At 55.4% G+C, this 19,867-nt stretch carries 21 protein-coding genes; 9 read left to right on the top strand and 12 right to left on the bottom strand.

The genetic code is table 11. The annotated features are described in order from the left end of the window. The first annotated feature begins 6 nt into the window (after positions 1-6). The 3 genes from trxB to DYU11_RS30100 all read left to right on the top strand — a co-directional run bounded on the left by trxB (position 7) and on the right by DYU11_RS30100 (position 3,231). Positions 7-975 (top strand): thioredoxin-disulfide reductase, encoded by a 969-nt coding sequence (gene trxB / locus DYU11_RS30110; RefSeq protein WP_119671461.1) that lies wholly within the window; start codon positions 7-9, stop codon positions 973-975. Between the two features lie 79 nt (positions 976-1,054). Beyond that, positions 1,055-2,128: a peptidoglycan DD-metalloendopeptidase family protein gene (locus DYU11_RS30105; RefSeq protein ID WP_374756014.1), complete on the top strand. Its 1,074-nt coding sequence runs from the start codon at positions 1,055-1,057 to the stop codon at positions 2,126-2,128. A 308-nt stretch (positions 2,129-2,436) separates the two neighbouring features. Further along, positions 2,437-3,231 (top strand): SDR family NAD(P)-dependent oxidoreductase, encoded by a 795-nt coding sequence (locus DYU11_RS30100; protein WP_119671460.1) that lies wholly within the window; start codon positions 2,437-2,439, stop codon positions 3,229-3,231. A gap of 11 nt (positions 3,232-3,242) precedes the next feature. Here the strand turns inward: DYU11_RS30100 and DYU11_RS30095 are convergent, their stop codons facing one another. After that, positions 3,243-4,058, bottom strand: a complete 816-nt coding sequence (locus tag DYU11_RS30095; protein WP_119671459.1) for a purine-nucleoside phosphorylase — start codon at positions 4,056-4,058, stop codon at positions 3,243-3,245. A 60-nt stretch (positions 4,059-4,118) separates the two neighbouring features. Beyond that, on the bottom strand, positions 4,119-4,976 hold the full coding sequence (gene ypfJ / locus DYU11_RS30090) for a KPN_02809 family neutral zinc metallopeptidase (protein WP_119671458.1): 858 nt from the start codon (positions 4,974-4,976) through the stop codon (positions 4,119-4,121). 360 nt (positions 4,977-5,336) lie between these two features. Between ypfJ and DYU11_RS30080 the strand changes: the two genes are divergently transcribed. Then, on the top strand, positions 5,337-6,386 hold the full coding sequence (locus DYU11_RS30080) for a sensor histidine kinase (RefSeq protein WP_119671456.1): 1,050 nt from the start codon (positions 5,337-5,339) through the stop codon (positions 6,384-6,386). A 59-nt stretch (positions 6,387-6,445) separates the two neighbouring features. On the opposite strand, the gene DYU11_RS30075 is transcribed toward DYU11_RS30080, so the two are convergent. After that, the gene (locus DYU11_RS30075) at positions 6,446-7,309 is read right to left on the bottom strand and encodes an SDR family NAD(P)-dependent oxidoreductase (protein ID WP_119671455.1); all 864 of its coding nucleotides are present in this window, start codon (positions 7,307-7,309) and stop codon (positions 6,446-6,448) included. 305 nt (positions 7,310-7,614) lie between these two features. Here DYU11_RS30075 and DYU11_RS30070 point away from each other — a divergent pair, with 305 nt between their 5' ends. From DYU11_RS30070 to DYU11_RS30060, 3 genes are all read left to right on the top strand, one after another. Beyond that, positions 7,615-8,142 (top strand): hypothetical protein, encoded by a 528-nt coding sequence (locus DYU11_RS30070; protein ID WP_229366121.1) that lies wholly within the window; start codon positions 7,615-7,617, stop codon positions 8,140-8,142. A gap of 32 nt (positions 8,143-8,174) precedes the next feature. Beyond that, on the top strand, positions 8,175-9,473 hold the full coding sequence (locus DYU11_RS30065; RefSeq protein WP_119671454.1) for a serine hydrolase domain-containing protein: 1,299 nt from the start codon (positions 8,175-8,177) through the stop codon (positions 9,471-9,473). A gap of 96 nt (positions 9,474-9,569) precedes the next feature. Then, positions 9,570-9,998, top strand: coding sequence for a nuclear transport factor 2 family protein (locus DYU11_RS30060; protein WP_119671453.1), 429 nt, complete (start codon positions 9,570-9,572; stop codon positions 9,996-9,998). Between the two features lie 7 nt (positions 9,999-10,005). Here DYU11_RS30060 and DYU11_RS30055 read toward each other — a convergent pair whose 3' ends face one another. The 3 genes from DYU11_RS30055 to DYU11_RS30045 form a co-directional block, all read right to left on the bottom strand. Beyond that, positions 10,006-10,725 (bottom strand): 2-C-methyl-D-erythritol 4-phosphate cytidylyltransferase, encoded by a 720-nt coding sequence (locus DYU11_RS30055; RefSeq protein WP_119671452.1) that lies wholly within the window; start codon positions 10,723-10,725, stop codon positions 10,006-10,008. A gap of 61 nt (positions 10,726-10,786) precedes the next feature. Next, positions 10,787-11,830, bottom strand: a complete 1,044-nt coding sequence (gene queA, locus DYU11_RS30050; protein WP_119671451.1) for a tRNA preQ1(34) S-adenosylmethionine ribosyltransferase-isomerase QueA — start codon at positions 11,828-11,830, stop codon at positions 10,787-10,789. Between the two features lie 115 nt (positions 11,831-11,945). Further along, positions 11,946-12,308 (bottom strand): hypothetical protein, encoded by a 363-nt coding sequence (locus DYU11_RS30045; RefSeq protein ID WP_119671450.1) that lies wholly within the window; start codon positions 12,306-12,308, stop codon positions 11,946-11,948. A gap of 199 nt (positions 12,309-12,507) precedes the next feature. Here DYU11_RS30045 and DYU11_RS30040 point away from each other — a divergent pair, with 199 nt between their 5' ends. Next, positions 12,508-13,476 carry an SMP-30/gluconolactonase/LRE family protein gene (locus DYU11_RS30040; protein ID WP_119671449.1) on the top strand — a complete coding sequence of 323 codons (969 nt, stop codon included), beginning with the start codon at positions 12,508-12,510 and terminating at the stop codon, positions 13,474-13,476. 106 nt (positions 13,477-13,582) lie between these two features. Here the strand turns inward: DYU11_RS30040 and DYU11_RS30035 are convergent, their stop codons facing one another. The 3 genes from DYU11_RS30035 to DYU11_RS30025 all read right to left on the bottom strand — a co-directional run bounded on the left by DYU11_RS30035 (position 13,583) and on the right by DYU11_RS30025 (position 15,822). Beyond that, positions 13,583-14,221, bottom strand: coding sequence for a 3-keto-disaccharide hydrolase (locus DYU11_RS30035; protein ID WP_119671448.1), 639 nt, complete (start codon positions 14,219-14,221; stop codon positions 13,583-13,585). Between the two features lie 157 nt (positions 14,222-14,378). Next, positions 14,379-15,152: a GNAT family N-acetyltransferase gene (locus DYU11_RS30030; RefSeq protein WP_119671447.1), complete on the bottom strand. Its 774-nt coding sequence runs from the start codon at positions 15,150-15,152 to the stop codon at positions 14,379-14,381. Between the two features lie 46 nt (positions 15,153-15,198). Continuing rightward, positions 15,199-15,822: a pyridoxamine 5'-phosphate oxidase family protein gene (locus DYU11_RS30025; protein ID WP_119671507.1), complete on the bottom strand. Its 624-nt coding sequence runs from the start codon at positions 15,820-15,822 to the stop codon at positions 15,199-15,201. Between the two features lie 24 nt (positions 15,823-15,846). Here DYU11_RS30025 and DYU11_RS30020 point away from each other — a divergent pair, with 24 nt between their 5' ends. Continuing rightward, complete coding sequence (locus DYU11_RS30020; RefSeq protein ID WP_119671446.1) at positions 15,847-17,394, top strand: aminotransferase-like domain-containing protein; 1,548 nt, start codon at positions 15,847-15,849, stop codon at positions 17,392-17,394. A gap of 30 nt (positions 17,395-17,424) precedes the next feature. On the opposite strand, the gene DYU11_RS30015 is transcribed toward DYU11_RS30020, so the two are convergent. The 3 genes from DYU11_RS30015 to DYU11_RS30005 are packed head-to-tail and all read right to left on the bottom strand — an operon-like array spanning position 17,425 to position 19,278. Continuing rightward, complete coding sequence (locus DYU11_RS30015) at positions 17,425-17,688, bottom strand: Ada metal-binding domain-containing protein (protein ID WP_119671445.1); 264 nt, start codon at positions 17,686-17,688, stop codon at positions 17,425-17,427. After that, positions 17,685-18,374, bottom strand: coding sequence for a 2OG-Fe(II) oxygenase (locus DYU11_RS30010; protein WP_119671506.1), 690 nt, complete (start codon positions 18,372-18,374; stop codon positions 17,685-17,687). Before DYU11_RS30010 ends, DYU11_RS30015 begins: the two co-directional genes overlap by 4 nt. Before the next feature lie 55 nt (positions 18,375-18,429). After that, on the bottom strand, positions 18,430-19,278 hold the full coding sequence (locus DYU11_RS30005; RefSeq protein ID WP_119671444.1) for a methylated-DNA--[protein]-cysteine S-methyltransferase: 849 nt from the start codon (positions 19,276-19,278) through the stop codon (positions 18,430-18,432). Positions 19,279-19,867 lie beyond the last annotated feature (589 nt).

Below are 19,867 nucleotides of genomic sequence, written 5' to 3'. Positions count from 1 at the left end.
TCTGCAATGACTTCCGAACACGTTAAGTGCCTGATTATCGGCTCCGGACCCGCCGGCTATACTGCAGCGATCTATGCGTCGCGTGCTAACATGAAACCTGTATTGTACCAGGGAGCCCAGCCTGGTGGTCAGTTAACCATTACCACCGAAGTTGATAATTTTCCTGGTTACCCGGACGGGGTGAACGGCCCGCAGATGATGCAGGATCTTGAGAATCAGGCGCGCCGGTTCGGCACCGATGTGCGATACGGCATGGTAACGAAGGTGGAGTTTTCGGACCAGCCCGGCCGCGACCGGCCTCACCGGGCTATCGTAGATGATTCGCACGAAATTACCGCCGACACCGTCATTATCTCCACCGGAGCGTCGGCCAAGTGGCTCGGCCTGCCGTCGGAGATGCGGCTGAATGGCCGGGGCGTTTCGGCCTGTGCCGTTTGTGACGGGTTCTTTTTCCGGGGGCAGGACGTAGCCATTGTTGGCGCGGGCGATACGGCCGCCGAAGAAGCCAGCTACCTGGCCAACCTTTGCCGGAAGGTATACATGCTGGTTCGGCGGGGCGAAATGCGGGCGTCGAAGTTCATGCAGCAACGTGTACAGACGGCCCCAAACATCGAAATACTGTACTATACGGAAACGCTGGAGATTCTCGGCGACGAGGAGGTGACCGGCGCCCGGGTACGGCATGTGGAGACCGGCGAAGAAAGCATTCTGGACGTAACGGGCTTTTTCGTAGCTATTGGTCATAAACCGAATACCGACATTTTCAGGGACTACCTCGATATGGATGACCACGGGTACATCCTGACCGAAAAAGGCAGTACCCGAACGAATATTCCCGGCGTCTTTGCCTGCGGAGACGCTCAGGACAACATTTATCGCCAGGCCATCACGGCAGCCGGAACCGGCTGCATGGCGGCTCTGGATGCCGAGCGTTACTTAGTGACGCTCGAAGTGCAGGAACAACTTGTTCACTAACCAAAAACCAACGGTTTACGGTTAAGGGGGCCCGGTTCCAGTCAATCGAGCCCCTTTACCCGTAAACCCTTATTATGAGATGATGCAAAAAATGGCTGTACGCTGGCTATTGGCCATCGGGTGCCTGAGCTTTGCTCTGACAACCCAGGCGCAGGAACGGGGGCGATTTAAAAATAATCTGCGCATTACACCCAAGAATCAGGTAAACACCAGTGCACCGGCCGTTGATCAGCCTCAAAAAGCGGATGGCCCTTTTGAACAGGAAACAACACAACTTCGCTTCAACAGCCAGTTTGAACCGAAAAAAGAACTTAACCCGGTCGTCAGCGAAGATACCAGCATGATCGACCAGGGTCAGACCAGCGTGGTAGAAGTCATTGACTCCGTACTGGTTGGCGACGAATGGGTTAAAATTGCCGATTACTACGCCGTCTGGGATTCCCGCCACATCGACCCCTACAACATAAATCCCCTCGAATTCGACGAGGTAATCGACATCAAGCTCTACGACCCACCGGCGAATCGCTACTGGTCGGCTCCCCTGAACGAAGGTAAACTCACGTCTAATTTTGGCTTTCGCTGGGGCCGCTGGCATACCGGTGCCGATCTCGATCTGGAAACCGGCGATCCGGTTTACGCCAGTTTCGACGGTATCGTGCGGGTAGTCGGCTGGGACGGTGGTGGCTACGGTCGGTACGTACTGGTTCGGCATTACAATGGCCTGGAAACGCTCTACGGCCACATGTCCAAGCAAACGGTGGAAGTGGGCCAGCTCATTAAGGCTGGTGACCAACTGGGTTTGGGCGGCAGCACCGGCCGCAGCTCGGGTCCGCACCTGCACTACGAAGTACGTTACGAAGGGAATCCGTTCAGCCCCCTCACTATCTATACGTTTCCTGCCAACACCATCAACTCCGACCACTTCCTGCTGACCAGTTCGGTCTGGGATTATCTGCGGGGCGGGCGGACGTCCGATGTCAGCAGCAGCCCCAAGCCGCGCTTTAAACGGACCGTACTGCACCGCGTTCGATCGGGCGAAACGCTCAGTTCCATTGCCAGCCGCTACGGCATGTCGGTTTCGGCTCTGACCCGCAAGAATCACATCTCGGCCCGATCAAAGCTCCGGCCCGGACAGAAGCTACGGGTAAACTAATACCCGGTTTCTACGTCTGATCAACAGTCAAAACCCCGACCACAATGGCCGGGGTTTTTAACGTTTGAGGATTCCTGTGTGCAAGGCACAGAGGGCTACAGGTGTCCAAGAAGTAACAAACGCTAACAGATGGCCAGCGGGAGGTGAGCCGAGTATAGTCATTCAGCAGCACATGGATTGACTCGCGAACTGGTCAGCGCTTTTTCAATAAACCGAGTGTACTGTTCCGCCGGTATCGGCCAGATAGCGACCTTTGCAGGGGTTACCACCGCGGGTGGTAGCTGTACAACCATCAACCCAACAGACGTATGGACTTGCAGCTTCGTCAAAAGACAGCGTTAGTAACTGGCTCAACAGCCGGTATCGGTTTTTCCATTGCCAAAAAGTTAGTGGCCGAAGGAGCCGCGGTCATCATTACCGGGCGTACCGAACAACGGATTCAGGAGGCTATCAACCAGCTTAAGAAGCAGCAGCCCGAAGCCGTCGTTCGTGGGGTAGCGGTCGATTTTGCGCAGACCGGCGACATTGACCGACTGATTCAGCAGGAACCCGAGGTGGACATCCTGGTCAATAACGTCGGCATTTTTGAGCCCAAAGATTTCGTCGACATTACCGACGAAGACTGGTTTCGGTTCTTTACCGTCAACGTCATGAGTGGGGTGCGGCTCGCGCGGCACTACCTGCCCCGGATGCTCCAGCGGAACTGGGGCCGGATTCTGTTCATTTCCAGCGAATCCGGGCTGCATATTCCCACCGAGATGATTCACTACGGCACCACGAAAACTGCTCAACTGGCCATTTCGCGCGGGCTTGCCGAACTCACCACCGGCACCGACGTAACGGTTAATGCCGTGCTGCCCGGCCCGACGTACTCGGAAGGGGTTGGGGAGTTTATTCGCAGCCTGGCCCGGCAGCAGCAAAAAGACGAAGCCCAGGTCGAAAAAGAGTTTTTTCAGCACGCCCGGCCTACGTCCATCCTGCAGCGGTTTGCGAGTACCGACGAAGTGGCCAATCTGGTCGTGTACCTCAGCAGCCCGCTGGCATCGGCTACCAATGGAGCCGCCGTTCGGGTCGATGGGGGTGTGGTACGCACGATTGCCTGAGTAGGACCTGGCTATAATGCCTTCACCAGCTTCTTCATCAGGGCGGTCAGCTTCGGCTCAGCCACACCGGCCGCCCTGATGATTTTAGCAATATCAGCTTTTTCGAGGGTCTCTGGAATGCACATGTCGGTAATGACCGATACGCCGAAGATGCGCATGCCCATCTGGTGAGCCACAATCACCTCCGGTACGGTCGACATCCCGACGGCATCGGCGCCCCACTGCCGCAGCATCCGGTATTCGGCCCTGGTTTCGAGCTGCGGCCCCGTCACGCTGACGTATACGCCCCGCTGCAACGGAATCCCAAGCGCCTGCGCGAGGTCAAACGCCTGCCGGATCAGGGCCGGATCGTAGGGTTCGCTCATGTCGGGAAACCGATCACCAAAGGCGGGCAGGTGCTTACCCGTCAGCGGATTCTGAGGCAGCAACAGGCTGATGTGATCGTCGATTACCATCAGATCGCTGACGCTGAACGCCGGGTTCAGCCCCCCGGCAGCATTGGACACGAGCAGCGTTCGGACCCCCAGTGCCTGCATGACACGCACCGGAAACGTAACCTGCTGCATGGTGTAGCCTTCGTAGAAATGAAAACGGCCCTGCATCACCACAACCGGCTTGCCGCCCAGCGTACCCAGCAGCAGTTTACCGGAATGAAACTCAACGGTCGAGAGCGGGAAATGGGGAATGGTTTCGTAAGGCAGCGTGGTTTCGATCGTTACCTCACCGGCCAGCGCGCCAAGGCCGGTTCCGAGAATGATGCCGATAGCCGGCTGTAGGTTTGTCTGGGATTGAATGTAGCGGGTGGCTTCCTGAATCTGTTCGAGCATACGATTGACGCAAAAGCCCGGCACCGCAAGATGCCGGGCTTCTCGGATAACAAGGGTTAGTTACTGTAAATTGGCATCTTCGCGGCTGTTGAACGTATCGCCCTGGCTGAGATCGCCGGTTTTGAGTCCTTTCTTGAACCAGTACACCCGCTGCGCCGACGTACCGTGGGTAAACGCGTCGGGCACCACGCGCCCCTGCGTCTGCTGCTGAATCCGGTCGTCGCCGATGGCGTTGGCCGCCGTAATGGCTTCTTCTACGTCTTCAGGCGACAGGACAAAATTCTGGCCCTGCGCGTGGTGTGCCCAGACACCGGCGAAGAAATCGGCCTGGAGTTCCAGCCGCACCGATACCTGGTTATACTCGCGTCGGCTCAGGCGCTGGCGCAGTTCATCCACCTGATCCATAACCCCCAGTCGTTTCTGCACATGGTGCCCGATTTCGTGCGCGATCACGTAGGCCATTGCAAAATCGCCGGGTGCCTGAAACCGCTGACTGAGTTCGTCATAGAACGACAGGTCGATATACACTTTCTGGTCGGCCGGGCAATAAAACGGACCCATGGCTTCCTGGGCCGTTCCGCAGCCCGAAGTCGTAGCTCCCCGGAACATCACCAGCGTAGGCTCGGCATACTGGGCTCCCTGCTGGGCGAAAAGCTTGTTCCAGACATCTTCGGTGCTGGCCAGTACCTTGCGTGTAAAACTGGCCGCTGCGTCGTCGGGTTGCGGACCCGTTGGCGACTGCGACGTAGCCGGGCTGTTGTCGGTCCGGTTCAGTATGGCCGTGGGATCGCCCCCCATCAGGTATACAACCAGGGCAATAACCAAGGTGCCGATGCCCCCACCGACTACCAATCCGCCCCCACCGCTTCCCCGGCGATCGTCGACGTTATCACTTTCGCGTCCTCCAATCCAACGCATAGCTGTTTTTCATTAAAGTTGTTGAACGTACTAATTACCGTTTCGGGGCTCAAAGTGTTTGATCCTGTTTCGCGGGTTCGACTTCCCGGCATACCAGGACGCGCTCCCCCAAGCGGATGGCTGGTCTGTATCAACCCATTGGCCGCTCAAAGAAAAAGAAATTATCGCAATTGACGTGAGCCGACGGCTATGTATCAACTGCCGACACACGGGTACCTTCGGCGAAAACGTAACCAGCCGACCGCTTACGGATACCGGTGACATTGCTTATTTTTACAGAAACAAACTGGCGCCCTACCTACGTAGTAAAGCTCCCGGCCCGTAACCTGGGAAGCATGGCCAAACCGGCCCGGATAAACGATGCAGAAACTGAATGACAAATGGATGCGCATTGTCGGGGTCCCATTGCTGGCCCTAACGGGACAATGGATCATGTACGGCTATACAAACGTGGCCTATCCTGACGACTGGCGGGTGCCGTTCTTTTTTCTGCTGGGCTCTGTCATGGTGTGGGAATGCAACCGCTGGGGCATCATCTACTCGCGTCGGCGGTACCCTGAGCTAACCCAGACGCTCCGGCGGGTGCTGTATCAACTGATCTGGTTCGTCATGTTTTCGAGCCTCATCCGGATCGCCCAGACGTTTGCGTATCACCAGCTTAATCTGTTTCCGGCCGAAGATTATTTTCTGTTCAAGCCGTATTTTTTCAATACGCTCGTATCCGTCGTTGGCACCATCCAGATTGCCGCCGTTTACGAGGGCATCTACCTGTATCAGCGGTGGAAAATGTCGTTCATGGAAACGGAGCAACTGAAAAAGATTAATCTGCAAACCCAGCTCGACTCGCTGAAAACCCAGATCAACCCTCACTTTCTGTTCAACAACCTCAACTCGTTATCGTCGCTGATCAGCACGGATGCCCGACAGGCCGAAAGTTTCCTGGACGAACTCTCGGCGGTGTACCGGTACCTCCTCCAGCAGAACAACCGGGATTTGTGCCCACTGACCGACGAAATCAATTTTATCAACGCTTATTTTCACCTGCTCAAGACCCGCTACGGCGAGGCCATTTTCATGGAAACCGACGTAGAACCACGGTATCTGTCGTTTCTGATTCCGCCCCTGACCCTACAGATTCTCTTCGAGAACGCCATCAAACATAATGTCATCTCGGTCAACCGCCCACTTGTTATCAAGCTGTACACCCGGGCGGGCGCGCTGCACGTAGAAAACAACCTCCAGAAAAAGAAAAGCGCCGTTGCATCGAACCGGATTGGGCTTCAGAACATCGTGATGAAATATAAACTGCTCGATCAGTCGGCGGTGGAGGTGCGCGAAGACAATAACCGATTCCTCGTCACCGTCCCGCTGATTACGCCGGTTGCCGAAACGGTACTGGTGTCGTCATAAAAACGCCCTGGAGCCGAGTGGTGATACTCAACCCCAGGGCGTTTCGGTCCCAGACCGGATCAGGATCTGACGGACGTGTGTCCTTCCAGCGAATGCTGCAGATTCAGTTCACCTTCCGGTTCCTTTTTGAAAGTATCCGCGGCTTTTTCGCCCTGAGGTCCTTTGGCAATGGTAGTGCCGCCGTCGACGTAGTAGATGGCTCCCGTCACGAACGACGCTTCGTCGGAGGCCAGGAACAAGTACACGTTGGCCACTTCTTCGGGTGTACCCCGGCGCCCCATCAACGTACCAGCCGTCGTCGATTTTTCCATTTCCGAGTCCATCGGCCCAGTACTGGTATGCGTCCAGGCCGTATCGATCGGACCGGGCGCCACTACGTTGCTCCGTACACCGAACTTCGCCTGCTCGGTAGCCAGCCCCTTCGCAAACGCATGGTTGAAGCCTTTCGTACCGCCGTAGGGCACGGCCTGCGGTTCGCCCATCTGCCCGGCTTCCGATCCCGCCGTCACGATGTTGCCTTTCGTTTTTTGCAGTTCGGGCAAAGCCGCCTTCGTCATCATAAAAGTCGACTTGATGTTGTTCCTGACCAGGTAGTCAAAAGCTTCCTCCGAAAAGTCCTGCATAAAGTTGGTCTCCGGAAACACCCCGGCATTGTTCACCAGAACGTTGAGCCGGTCATACATCCGGATCGCCAGCTCAACGCAGGCTTTCGCGTTGGCCTCGACGGATATGTCGCCTTTGAAGGCCACGGCAATCCCGCCCTGCTGTTCAATTTCCTTCACGACCTGATCGACCGGGTCGTCGGGCAGTCCGACAACGACCACCCGGGCACCCTCCCGGGCAAATTTTTTGCAGATGGCTTCACCAATGCCGGTAGCTCCCCCGGTTACAATGGCGACTTTCTTGTCTAATCGATTTCCCACTTATCCTAGCGTTTAATTACACTATTTAATAACCTCGTTGGCTGACTGAGGTTTACTGATTTATACAGTGGGAAAACCGCCGGGCGATTGGCGTCGTCGATCGAATGACATCTGGTAACCCGGCAACGTTTTCGAATGGCTATGCAGGTCTGAGCAGACGCCATTTTATGCCTATTTCCTTAAAAAATAGCATTTAAGTTAATTTTTATGTATACTTCCTTCGGGCACGTACTGTATGTCTGGCCGCTCAGTTCCGGTGGCAGGTATACTACAGGCCATTCCCCATCGTTTCATAGACAAATTTGATGATTCAGACAAACATGATCACTCCTCACGCGTCTCGCCCGCTTCGTAATCTGTTCCTGGCGTTATGTTTCCTTGGTGTCTGCACAACGGCCTGCAAAAAATCAGGCTCCGGTTCCGGCGAAATTGACCCGCGCGATCAGTATGTCGGTACGTATGATGGTGGCTACACAACCCAGACGCTGATCAATAATGCGCTGCCCTACGCCGATGAAGCCGGTAAAGTCACGATTGCCGTATCGAAAAGTCAGGCGGTTAACGAACTGTACCTGGATTTTACGTTCAATTCAACCACGAAAGAGCGCCGGACGGCCCAGCTGACCGACAACAAGTTTACGATCACTGACAAACAAAGCGAAACCATCTACTTTGGTACCGACAGCAAAGGATCTCCCGTGGGCTACGACGCGGCTTACACAGCCACCGGCCAGTTTACGGAGAACAACCTGCTGCTGACCACCAAATCCGAAACTCGCGCCGTTTCGCAGCTTCTCACGAAAAATGGCAGCATTACCTGTACGAAGAAATAGGTAGCTTTGAGCTGAAAATAGCTTTTTCGTGCATGAAAACGTTTATTCTAACCGGTCTTCTGGCCGGTTTTTGTTTAACGGCTACCGCGCAGGTTGCGGCTCCCTCCCCTATTCTGCTGGCCGCCAAAGCGGAAAGCGTCGGCATGAGTACTGAGCGGCTCCAGCGCATTGACGCCGTCATCAACGAGTACGTTAGCCAGGGCCGACAGGCCGGCGTGGGTGTGCTGATTGCCCGCAATGGCAAAATCATCCTGCACAAGGCCTACGGCAAAAGCGACCTCGATACTGACTCCCCGCTGCAGCGCGACGCCATCTACCGCATTGCCTCGCAGACGAAAGCGCTCACGAGCATCGGCCTGATGATGCTGTATGAAGAAGGCAAGTTTCTGCTCGACGACCCCGTATCGAAGTATATTCCGGCGTTTAAGAATCCGAAGGTACTGGACAAGTTCAACGAGAAAGACTCGTCGTACACGACGGTTCCGGCCAAACGCGAGGTCACAATCCGTCACCTGCTTACGCACACATCGGGAATCGGTTACCCATCCATCGGGTCCAAAGAAGCCAACGCGATCTACGCCAAAAATACCATCCCGAGCGGCATCGGCACACCGGAGGGACGGCTCTCTGACGCCATCAACCGGCTGGCTGCGTTACCGCTGATGCATAACCCCGGCGACCGCTGGACCTACGGCCTGAACACCGACGTAGTAGGCTACCTGATCGAAGTCTTGTCGGGGCAGTCGCTCGATGTGTTCCTTCGCGCCCGGTTGTTTGAGCCGCTGGGCATGAAGGATACCCACTTTTATCTGCCTGCTCCGAAGCAGGACCGGCTCACGGTGCTTTACACCGAAGATTCGACCAGAGCACTTCGGCGCATGATGCCCCGCGGTCGGTTGTCGCCGGATTATCCCAAAGCAGCCGGTACGTATTTTTCGGGGGGAGCCGGCCTGTCTTCCACGCTCTTCGACTACGCTATCTTCCTGCAAATGCTGCTGAACGGCGGTCAGTACAATGGCAAACGGTTCCTGAGCCCAGCCACCATCCGGCTGATCACGACGAACCAGATCGGCGATCTGAATCAGGGGCAAAACAAATTTGGTCTGGGCTTCGGCCTCACTACCGTGCAGGGAGCAGCCCGGCTGCCCGTTTCCGAAGGCTCCTTCGAGTGGGGTGGCTACTTCGGTACGACGTACTGGGTTGACCCTAAAGAAGGTATCGTAGCCCTGCTGTACACCCAGAAGGTGCCCAACAGTTACGGTGATCTGTTCGACAAGTTTAAAGTGCTCGTATACCAGGCTATTACCCGAACGCAGGCAACCAGCCGGTAGGCCCTGACCGTTCCTGGCTTTATCTGTCAGTCGGTCGGCCGCTCAGGTTAGCCGACTGACTGATAACTACCCCTAATTTCTTATTAATCACATCCCATGAAACACTTCCTTACCCTTTGCCTGATTGCCGTTGCGCCAGTCGCCTTTGCTCAGTCGCCCGCCGAAAAAGACGTGATGAACACCGAAAAACGACGGTTCAACGCCCTGGTCAGCAAGGACTACACCGTTCTGAACCAAACCTTATCCGACGACCTGGTGTATACCCATTCCAATGGCATCGTGGATGACAAACAATCGTTCATTCAGTCGATCAAAGACGGTAAACTGACTTATGCGGCCATTGATCCGCTGGAGCAGAAAGTGCGGCTGTACGGTAACACAGCCATCGTGAACGGGGTTTGTCAGGTCAAAGCAGTCAGCAACGGCGAAACGCTCAGTTCCCGGCTGCGCTATACCGACGTGTACGTCAAAAAAGGGAATCAATGGCAGTTGGCCACCTGGCAGTCATTGCGGCTGACGCAGTGATCACCCCCTAGCCGGCCGGGGCAAACGTAGCGGCCCAGAGCAAATCCTCCGGGGTCGTGATTTTGATGTTTTCGTAGGCGCCCTCGATCAGCGTTACCGAAAACCCGGCGTGTTCTACCACACTGGCACAGTCGGTGAAAAATGGTTGTTCATCGACCTGAAACGCCCGCCTGAACAGATCAAGCTGAAACGTCTGGGGTGTCTGTACCAGCCGAACGCGGCTGCGGTCGACGGCCTGACTCTGCCCGTCGTTGCCGACCAGCCGGACGGAATCTTTGGCCAGTACGCAGGTTACGGCACTGCCCGTCTGCGCGGCCACGCTAAAACTGGTGCGGATGATCTCGGTCGACACAAACGGCCGGACGCCATCGTGAACAGCCACCAGGCCTCCGCTGGTCTGCTGATCGGCCAGAATCGCAGTCAGCCCGTTGCGTACCGACTGGAAGCGGGTAGCCCCCCCGTTCACAACCCGAACGCGCGCTGGCTGAAACCGATGCTGGTCGCAGAGGGTAGCCCAGGTCGGCCGGTCCCGTTCGGGCAGAACCAGTACAATTGATATAGTCGGCGACGCGGCTAAAAATCGCTCAATGGTATGTTGCAGGATTGGTTTACCGTTCAGAGGCAGAAACTGCTTGGGTACATCGGTTTTCATCCGGCTGCCACTCCCCCCCGCTACGATGATGGCAAAGAGTTGCTCAGCCGGCAAATCGGTTACTGAATGGGTCATAAAAAAGGGGCCGCTTGGCCCCTCAAATGTACTGACTGACGGCTCAATGAACCAACTGCTTTTATAGAATCAGCATGGCATCGCCGTAGCTGAAGAAGCGGTATTTTTCCTTGATGGCCACTTCGTAGGCATGCCGGATCAGGTCGTGCCCGCCAAAGGCGCTGGTCATCATGATCAGAATGGACTCGGGCAGGTGAAAGTTGGTCAGCAGCGAATTGGCAATTTTAAATTCGTAAGGCGGGAAAATAAACTTGTCCGTCCAGCCTTCAACCGGTTTCAGGCGGCTGTTGGCCGAAACCGACGACTCAACCGCTTTGAGCGACGTAGTACCGATGGCACACACCCGCTTGCCGGCATCGAGGGCTTCGTTGACAATCTGCGCCGAATCGTCTGAAATCCGGTAGTTTTCCGAATCCGTTTTGTGCTTGGTCAGATCTTCTACATCAACCTGCCGGAACGTACCGAGGCCAACGTGCAGCGTAACGGGTGCAAAGTGAATGCCTTTGATTTCCATCCGTTTCATCATCGCGCGGGTGAAGTGCATACCCGCCGTTGGAGCCGCTACGGCCCCGATGTGCTCCGCAAAAACCGTCTGGTAGCGGTCGCGGTCAGCGTCCTCCGTTTTCCGTTTGATTTCGCGGGGTAGTGGCGTCTCGCCGAGTTCATCAACGGCTTTCATGAACTCTTCGTGGTTGCCGTCGAAGAGGAAGCGAATCGTCCGGCCGCGCGAGGTTGTGTTATCAATCACTTCGGCTACCAGATCGCTGTCGCCAAAGTATAGTTTATTACCGACCCGGATTTTGCGGGCGGGGTCCACCAGAACATCCCACAGCTTCATCTCGCGGTTCAGTTCGCGCAGCAGAAAGACTTCAATCTTGGCTCCGGTCTTTTCTTTGTTGCCATACAGCCGAGCCGGAAAGACTTTCGTGTTGTTGATCACCATGACGTCACCGTCATCGAAGTAGTTCAGAATATCCGAAAACTGCTTGTGTTCAATTTGTTTGGTTTTCCGGTGAACCACCATCAACCTCGACTCACCGCGCTCGAGCGGGTATTTGGCAATGAGACTTTCGGGTAAGTCAAATTTAAATTCGGATAGCTTCATAGCGTATCAAACACGAAAAAGAACGGTCTCGTTTGGTAAAGACCGCAAATATACAAAAAAAGCCCGGAAACGGTTAAGATTCCGGGCTTTTTTGTTGGATTTACGAATTAAATGTTTATTGATTATGCGACGATTGGTCGAGCGGTTTCACGGCTCCTTCCATATTGACCGGTCCGCGGTCCGATACGTTGAATTTGGCCATCAGTTCCGACGAAACTTCGTTGGAATAGGTGCCCTGTGCGGATACAAAGATGCCTTTCATGCCGTTGCTGGCCGTAATCGCATACACGGTCATTTCGTCGCCGGGATCTGAGGTACCTTCAAAGCGGTGAAATTCATCCACGTTGAATTCTTCACTCCGCAGTTTGGTGTCCGATCCGGTCACCTTCAGGTACTCCCGGGCCGGCGAAAAATCTGCTGTATAGCCGCGTGTCCGAAGGTCCTCCATTGCCTCGGTTGCGGTCGTAAAATGTTTCATAACGTAGCCGAATGTTTAGGGTTACAGAAACGTAACAAGTCAGCCCCCAAATGGTTTGAGAACCGGCGCGTCAAAAAAATAGACCCATATCATAATATCTTCAAACAAAATTACGTGTAGCTACTTCTTTTTTTGTACGAGCCTGATAAGCGGCTACTTGCACGTACCTACTACACTTTTTCAGTCAAACAATTCTCGTATGAACAAACAACTGCTTTCCTGGGGCCTGTTTATGGCGGCCCTCATTGGCACCACCGCGTGCGAAGATCACCGTGACAGCCCCAATGCCCCGTTTCCGGAACGAATCAACTTCGTATCCGAACGCCTGTATCCGGAAGGGATCGCCTATTCCTCGCGACTGGCTAAGTTTTTGGTTACCTCCATTCCATTCGGGAAAATCGGGACTGTCGACACCGACGGCCGGTATGAAGATCTGCTCACCGCCCCCGAATTCATTGCGGGGATTGGGATGAAGGTGGCCGGCGACCGCGTATTTGTCTGCAACAGCGATCAGGGACGGTCCGTCAGAAGCACCACCGCGACCGCCCGGCAGACGGCCGAATTGCTGGTGTTTAACCTCACTACCCGCCAGCTGGAACGTCGGACGGATCTGGATGCGCTGCTACCGGCGGCCGACCCCAACTTCGCCAACGATGTAACCCTTGCTCCGGATGGGACGGCCTACGTGACGGATTCATTCTCACCAGTCATCTACAGAGTAGCCCCCGACGGTGCGGCCAGCATTCTGGTCAGAGATGACGTTCGGTTTGCCAGTCCTACGTTCGGCCTGAACGGGATCGTGTACCACCCCAATAATTTCCTGATCGTTGCCAACACCGGGCAGGGGAAGCTGTACAAAGTTGATTTGCAGAACGGCAACGCCATTTCGGAAATTGTAGTAAGCAATACCAGTCCCACGCCGAATAGTCTTCCCGGCGACGGCCTGACGCTGCTCAATGGCGACCTGTACGTAGTGACGGGCGGCACCCGTGTCGCGCAGGTCCGCAGCACCGACAACTGGCAAACGGCGACTGTGGTGAAGTACGATACCGATGTCTATACCGGAGCAACGACCAGCGTAGCGGTTAACAACCAGATTTATACGCTCAACGCCCGCATCGGCCAAAACGCCAACGACCGGGATTTCAGCATCCAGCGGTTCAGGTAAAAGAAAAGGAGGAGAGGAGGAAGGGGAGAAAAGGAGGAAAGGGTACGGTTACAGCCCCTCTTCTCCTTTCCTCCTCTCCTCCCTTCCTCCTTTTTCGTCTCCCCTCTTAATCAGGTAGTACCTTGATCATCACGTCTTTGAACATCACCTTGCTTTTAGGATCGTGTCCCTGCAGGGCTACCGTTCCGCTGCTGAGCTTCTTCGGGCTGCGGCCGTTACTGATGCTGTCGGGCTCGGTGTAGTTATTGATCACCTTATCGTTGATCTTGATCGTTACGTTCTTGCCGTTCACGATGATGTGCTCGGTGTACCACTCGTTATCCTTCACGAACGTTTCTTTCACATCCTGCAGCGCGTACACACTGCCCGTCTTACGCCAGTCGGTGTGCGTCTGGTTGACCTGGATCTCGTAGCCTTTCGACGGCCAGCCTTTGTCCTGATACGCCGTGTGCACGAACATGCCGGAGTTTGACCCGGGCATGGTCATGACCTGCGCTTTAAACTCAAAATTCTTGAAGTTGTGGTTATTGACCGGGCCGTCGTAAAACAGGTGAGCCCGTGGCCCAAAAACGACAATAGCCCCGTCCTGTACCGAGAACGTAGCGGGGTTTTCGGCCGCCTTCCAGCCATCGAGGGATTTACCGTCAAAGATGCTTACCCAGCCGTCGGCGCGTTCGTTGGGTTTCAGAGCCAGGCAGATTGAAAGCAGACATGCTGCCACCAGCAGGGACATGCGGGTTTTCATGGACGTAGGTTTGATTGGTTAATGTTTGGTTCAGATTCACGCAGCCTGCGTAAACCCCACGCATCTAATAAATCAACCAGATCAGTTTTCTACTATTCTACCCGGCTCGGAAGGAAGGGATTTTTTAGTATCGGCCTTTCGCGGACCGCCCGTCCGGTTATCCGTTCATGCGGTTTTCTCCCCCAACGGGGCCGTAGAACAGCACCCAGGTTGCGAAGTCATCGGAAAACTGCTCGAACCGGTGGTCAGTGCCGGCCGGGACAAACAGCAGATCCCCGGGCTTAAACGGCATGGTTTCGCCCGCGCACACAAACGTACCGGTACCGGCGACAACCACGTAGACTTCGTCGCGGTCGTGGGGCTGCTGTTTGTCAACCTTATCGGGCTTGTAAAACTCTACCAGCAGCGTTCCGTGGGTGAATACCGTAGCGAACTCGGCAGCATGCTGCTGCAACCGGGCCATGCCGTCTTCGGGCGAGAACAACGTGTTAAAAGGTAAATGAGTCATGTAATACAGATCCAGGCCGGGAGCCCAGAAGTCAGGGGTCGTGTATTGCAACTGGAAACCAAACCGTTCGAAGAACCGGTACGCCACCTGCGATGTCCGGCAAACGATCCGTCGGACCGACTGCACCCGCAACTGCCGGATGGCATCCAGATTGTACCGCATCAATGCGCTGCCGACGCCCATACCGTGGCAGTCGGGGTCGGCCAGTATCCAGCAGATATGTACTTCGTCGCCGGTCACGTAAAACCCGCAGGCCCCCACAACCTGACCCGTATGCTCGGCCACGAAGTATGGGTCGGTGTTCGTTTGCAGAAAGGTCGCGTAGTCATCAACCTCTTCTTCGGCAAACGCGTGGGGTACGTTTTTTCGAAATACGGTCAGCAGAGCCTCCGCATCGGTGGATTTGAACGCCCGGATGTTCACAGCGTAAGCGTATTGATTGGTTAGCCTAAATTACCAAACCGGCAACTTACTGCAAATAATTCGGCAAGGGTGTATCCAGACTACTTGCTGCTGGTTCGGGAGCGAGCCGCACGGTACGCATCGGCACTACGCCCGCCCAGGTTGGCAGGTCCAGATCTTCGGGTTCATCGTTGGGGCCGCCCGTCCGAACTTTAGCCGACGCTTCCGAGATGGTGAATGCCAGTACGGTCGTTTTACGCATTTCGCTGGCCGTAGTAGGGCGAAGGTCAGCCCAGCGTCCTGGAATCAGCTGGTCCGTAAGCAGGGCCAGGGCCTCCATCCGTTCGGTGTCATCCGTCACGGTTTCGGCCGTAGCGAACAGGATCACCGACCGGTAATTCACCGAATGGCTGAACGCCGATTTAGCCAGCACCAGCCCATCGACCAGCATGACCGACATACAAACCGGCCGGCCTTTCTGGATCTCGCGGATAAAGTGGCTACCCACCGAACCATGGATGTATATTGTATTTCCGCGCCGGGCAAAGGCGGTAGGTATTGAAAAAGGCTGTCCATCAACGGCGTAGCTGATGGTACAAAACAACGCTTCGTCCAGAATCGGGTGAATGGTCGCTTCGTCGTAGTACGTGCGTTTGGCCAAACGGCTGGGTGTTGTACGGATGGTCTGCATTGACAGTTGCAATTTATAGGACAAATGTCTTGCTTTACTGGTCTATCTAAATCGACCGGTTTGTATAAAACCAATAGACCAGTTGTGATCCCCTACAAGACCTTAATCCAGCTTGATGCCTCGTCGTCGGTGCCGGTGTACGTACAGATTAGTGAACAGTTTCGCCGACTTATACAGGCCGGGACACTCGGGGCCGGCCACAAACTACCGGGAACGCGCCGGCTGGCCGACTTACTGGCCGTACACCGACAAACAGTTGTTGCCGCCTACGACGAAGGGCTTGCCCAGGGTTGGCTGGAGAGCCGGCCGGGAAGCGGTACGTACGTGGCCGGCCACGTACCCGAGGTTCATCCCCAATCGCTCGGCGCACCAACAGCCGTCAGGACGCCAACTGAGCAACCGGGTTATTCCTTTGAAACGAATCCGGTTCTGGCCCGTCCGCTGCTGACCAATCAGGCGGGTCTGCACCTGGACGACGGCTTTCCGGACAGCCGACTGGCTCCGATGGCCGAACTGAGCCGGGCGTACCGGTCGTATTTTCGATGGGGCAATCCGCAGCAGCACTTTGGTTACGGCGACACGAAAGGGCATCCGCTGTTGCGCAACCAGTTGTCGCTGTACCTGAACGACACCCGCGGCTTACACACGACGCCCGATAACATTCTCATTACCAGGGGCAGCATTATGGGGCTTTATCTGACTAGCCAGGTGTTGCTACGTCCCGGCGACGTAGTAGCTACCGGCGAAACGACCTGGGCGGGTGCTGTCATGAACGTTCAGCAAGCCGGCGCAACGATTCGTACCGTACCAGTCGATCAGCACGGCCTGGACGTAGTGGCGCTGGCCGAACTCTGTGACAAGCAACGGACAATGGGGCACCCGATCCGGCTGGTGTTTGTCACCCCGCACCACCATTACCCCACCACCGTTACGTTGCGGGCCGACCGGCGTGTGCAGTTGCTCCAACTGGCGGTAGACTACGGATTTGCCGTGCTGGAAGACGATTACGACTATGATTTTCATTACCTGAGCCGACCGATTCTGCCGCTGGCCAGTGCCGACCAGCGCGGCATGGTAGTGTATGTCGGTTCGCTGACCAAGTCGGTTGCGCCGGCCTTTCGGATTGGGTACGTCGTAGCGCCTACCGCCCTGATCGACGAGCTGGCCCGGCTCCGGCGGATCATCGATCGGCAGGGCGATCCCATGCTGGAGTTTGCGGTGGCTCATTTGTTTAAAACCGGCGAAATGCAGCGGCATTTCCGTAAGGCCCTTCGTACCTATCACGCCCGCCGGGATCGGTTCTGCGAACTGCTTTACAATGAACTGGCGGATGTGATTCACTTTACCAAACCGGATGGCGGCATGGCCGTCTGGGCAACCTTTAAACCAACCATCGATCCGGAAGCCCTTGCCAGACGGGCCGGCGAACTGGGTTTGTTTATTGCCAATGGGCTAACGCATAACCCACCCGGCCGGCTACTCAACGGCACTCGGCTGGGCTTCGCGTCAAGCACCGAAGACGAACTGGAGCAAAGCGTATCGATGCTGAAGAAAGCCCTGAAGACGTTCTAGAAATCAGTGGCTTCGCCGGTGAGCTACTGCTCATCTGACCTGGGCAATCCGTGAAAGGCACTGTTGCCAATGGCGATACGCATCTGGCATACACACCGCACAGGGCCGGAAACCATGCGCCAGGGCTTCCGCTTCGTCGGTGAAAAAGACGCGGTTTTCGGCTTTCATGCGCTTGCCCGCGCGGCAATCAAGCCGTCCGTAGATCCGAAGCGTTCGGTTACCACCCCAGGTTAGTTTCTTCTCACGCAATAGTCGGTGCAACTGACTGCGGCTGAGCGCGGTATGCCGGATCATTGAGCGTCATGAAAGATAATGCCCAGATTTAGCCGGGTACCCTGACGAACTTCGCTGACACCGTGCCGCATACTAACGCGGTAGTAACCACGCGTCCCTTTAGCGGGCCGGTGGCGGGTTGTGAATACCAGCACCTGTCCCTGCTCCGGTTGCAGCACTATAGCCTTTGACTGCCTACGCGGGCGCTGTTCCAGCATTACAAACTCACCGCCTGCATAATCGCGACCGGGTTGGGTCAAAAACAGAACCGCCTGAAACGGGAAGTACAGTTCGCCGTAGATATCCTGGTGCAGCGCGTTCCAGTCGCCGGTCTGGTAGTTTAGAATCAGGGGCGTCGGTCGAGTCTGTCCGGCCTGATGGCAAACCGCCAGCCATTCATCCAGATGGTCAGGATAGCGTTGCACGATGTTCAGCTTTTCGTGCCAGTCGTTGGCGATCCGGGCCAGGGGCGGAAACAGCGCATGCCGCAACTCATCGACCAGACCAGGCAGGGGATAGCTGAAATACCTGTACTCCCCACGGCCGAAGTTATGCTGCTTCATGGTAACCGTTTTTCGGTACCGATCCGGATCGTCGTACCCTTGAGCGAGGTCACGGCACTCCTCGACCGATACCAAAGGAGGCAGGCAGGTAAAGCCGTTCTCGTTCAGATCGTGTCCATGCAGGTCCCAGTTTAGTTTTTGCATTACAGTAAGGTCAATAACCGAACGGGCGCTCAACAGGTAGCCGCCCGGACTCTGTTCAGGCATTGATGCGGGCGGCTTCCCATCCAATCAGAGCATTTTTACGGGTAGTGCCCCACCGGTAACCACCAAACAACCCTGTTTTCCGGATTACCCGATGGCACGGGATCAGATAGCCCACCGGGTTGCTGCCGATGGCTGTCCCCACCGCCCGCGAAGCCGACGGCATCCCAATCGCCCCGGCAATCTGATCGTAGCTCGCCAGCCGGCCTTCCGGTATGCGCAGCAACGCTTCCCATACCTTCACCTGAAACGGTGAGCCCTTCACCAGCACGCTCAGCGGTTGTGACAGCCTGCCGGGCTCTGTCCTGGTTGGAAAAATCTGATCGGCCAGCGGCTTCAGCGAATCAGCATCATACTGAAGCCCAACGCCCGGCCACTCGGCCCGCAGGATAACCGCCGGATCTTCCTCCTCGTCGAGGAACTGAAGCTGACAGATTTTACCGGTGATCATTCCCAGCACATACCTTCCGAACGGACTGTCGAAAACGCCGTAGGTCAGCACCAGACCGGAACCCAGTTGTTTGAACTGGCCGGGGGTTATGCCCTCAATCGTAACGAAAAGGTCGTGCAGCCGCCCCGTCCCCGACAGACCGGTTTCGTACGCAGCCTCGGCCAGGGGAACACCGTTACGGAGTTGTTGTTTGGCGTGGTTGAGGGTCAGGTATTGCAGAAATTTTTTGGGGCTGATGCCGGCCCACTCGGTGAACAGTCGCTGAAAATGATACGTACTGACGTTCGCCTGATCGGCCAGTTCGGCCAGCGATGGCTGATCGCGGAAATTAGCCGTCAGGTGTTCGATGGCGCGGGCAACCTGCTGGTAGGTATACGTTGCTGAAGTCGTCATTATATCCGTTGTTTGACCCTACAAAGTTGCCTGGATTTAGTCGCTGACCAAACCCGATTCTTGCGGATTTACTACGTTCTGAACTAAACAAAAAACGCCGGGCAGAGCTGCCTGGCGTTTCCAACTTTATTCAAAACAGCTAAAAATGAATGTGGGCTACCCAACGCATACTGCCCGCGCTATGGCTGCCTGCAACGTATTGCGCTTATGTTTGTATGTGTTAATTCGGTCAGTGTAGTCGTCTGTTGTACCAGACTACATAAATGAATCAACACCTCTTTATCTACTGATCGTCAATTGTCTATGCCACCCTCTCGGAAATGGAGCGCCAAAGTAGAAAGAAGTTAGCTAGCAGTAAAATCAATTCTTTAGATGCTATATAGAAAATTTCGATCGTGCTAAAGATGATATAACCGCCCGTATCTCTGATCTCAGTTTCTCTGCTTTTCATCACTTTTAGGTTATCATCTCAGCCCATCTTTTATTTGATCCTGAGACCCTGACCATCAATTTGCCGCTTATCACAGAAATGGTACGAATGTATCAATCAGCCGATTAACTTAGCTGATCACAACCTAAACGCTCCCAC

The sequence above is a fragment of the Fibrisoma montanum genome (assembly GCF_003583365.1).
Classification (GTDB): domain Bacteria; phylum Bacteroidota; class Bacteroidia; order Cytophagales; family Spirosomataceae; genus Fibrisoma; species Fibrisoma montanum.
Note: the sequence above shows the minus strand (reverse complement) of the source record. Positions and strands in the feature narration are given on the sequence as shown.

Bases quoted from the DNA above. Each gene is read 5' to 3' on its own strand.
- trxB (WP_119671461.1), top strand. From the start codon at position 7: ATGACTTCCGAACACGTTAAGTGCCTGATTATCGGCTCCGGACCCGCC.
- DYU11_RS30105 (WP_374756014.1), top strand. From the start codon at position 1,055: ATGATGCAAAAAATGGCTGTACGCTGGCTATTGGCCATCGGGTGCCTG.
- DYU11_RS30100 (WP_119671460.1), top strand. From the start codon at position 2,437: ATGGACTTGCAGCTTCGTCAAAAGACAGCGTTAGTAACTGGCTCAACA.
- DYU11_RS30095 (WP_119671459.1), bottom strand. From the start codon at position 4,058: ATGCTCGAACAGATTCAGGAAGCCACCCGCTACATTCAATCCCAGACA.
- ypfJ (WP_119671458.1), bottom strand. From the start codon at position 4,976: ATGCGTTGGATTGGAGGACGCGAAAGTGATAACGTCGACGATCGCCGG.
- DYU11_RS30080 (WP_119671456.1), top strand. From the start codon at position 5,337: ATGCAGAAACTGAATGACAAATGGATGCGCATTGTCGGGGTCCCATTG.
- DYU11_RS30070 (WP_229366121.1), top strand. From the start codon at position 7,615: ATGATTCAGACAAACATGATCACTCCTCACGCGTCTCGCCCGCTTCGT.
- DYU11_RS30065 (WP_119671454.1), top strand. From the start codon at position 8,175: ATGAAAACGTTTATTCTAACCGGTCTTCTGGCCGGTTTTTGTTTAACG.
- DYU11_RS30060 (WP_119671453.1), top strand. From the start codon at position 9,570: ATGAAACACTTCCTTACCCTTTGCCTGATTGCCGTTGCGCCAGTCGCC.
- DYU11_RS30055 (WP_119671452.1), bottom strand. From the start codon at position 10,725: ATGACCCATTCAGTAACCGATTTGCCGGCTGAGCAACTCTTTGCCATC.
- queA (WP_119671451.1), bottom strand. From the start codon at position 11,830: ATGAAGCTATCCGAATTTAAATTTGACTTACCCGAAAGTCTCATTGCC.
- DYU11_RS30045 (WP_119671450.1), bottom strand. From the start codon at position 12,308: ATGAAACATTTTACGACCGCAACCGAGGCAATGGAGGACCTTCGGACA.
- DYU11_RS30040 (WP_119671449.1), top strand. From the start codon at position 12,508: ATGAACAAACAACTGCTTTCCTGGGGCCTGTTTATGGCGGCCCTCATT.
- DYU11_RS30035 (WP_119671448.1), bottom strand. From the start codon at position 14,221: ATGAAAACCCGCATGTCCCTGCTGGTGGCAGCATGTCTGCTTTCAATC.
- DYU11_RS30025 (WP_119671507.1), bottom strand. From the start codon at position 15,822: ATGCAGACCATCCGTACAACACCCAGCCGTTTGGCCAAACGCACGTAC.
- DYU11_RS30020 (WP_119671446.1), top strand. From the start codon at position 15,847: ATGTCTTGCTTTACTGGTCTATCTAAATCGACCGGTTTGTATAAAACC.
- DYU11_RS30015 (WP_119671445.1), bottom strand. From the start codon at position 17,688: ATGATCCGGCATACCGCGCTCAGCCGCAGTCAGTTGCACCGACTATTG.
- DYU11_RS30010 (WP_119671506.1), bottom strand. From the start codon at position 18,374: ATGCAAAAACTAAACTGGGACCTGCATGGACACGATCTGAACGAGAAC.
- DYU11_RS30005 (WP_119671444.1), bottom strand. From the start codon at position 19,278: ATGACGACTTCAGCAACGTATACCTACCAGCAGGTTGCCCGCGCCATC.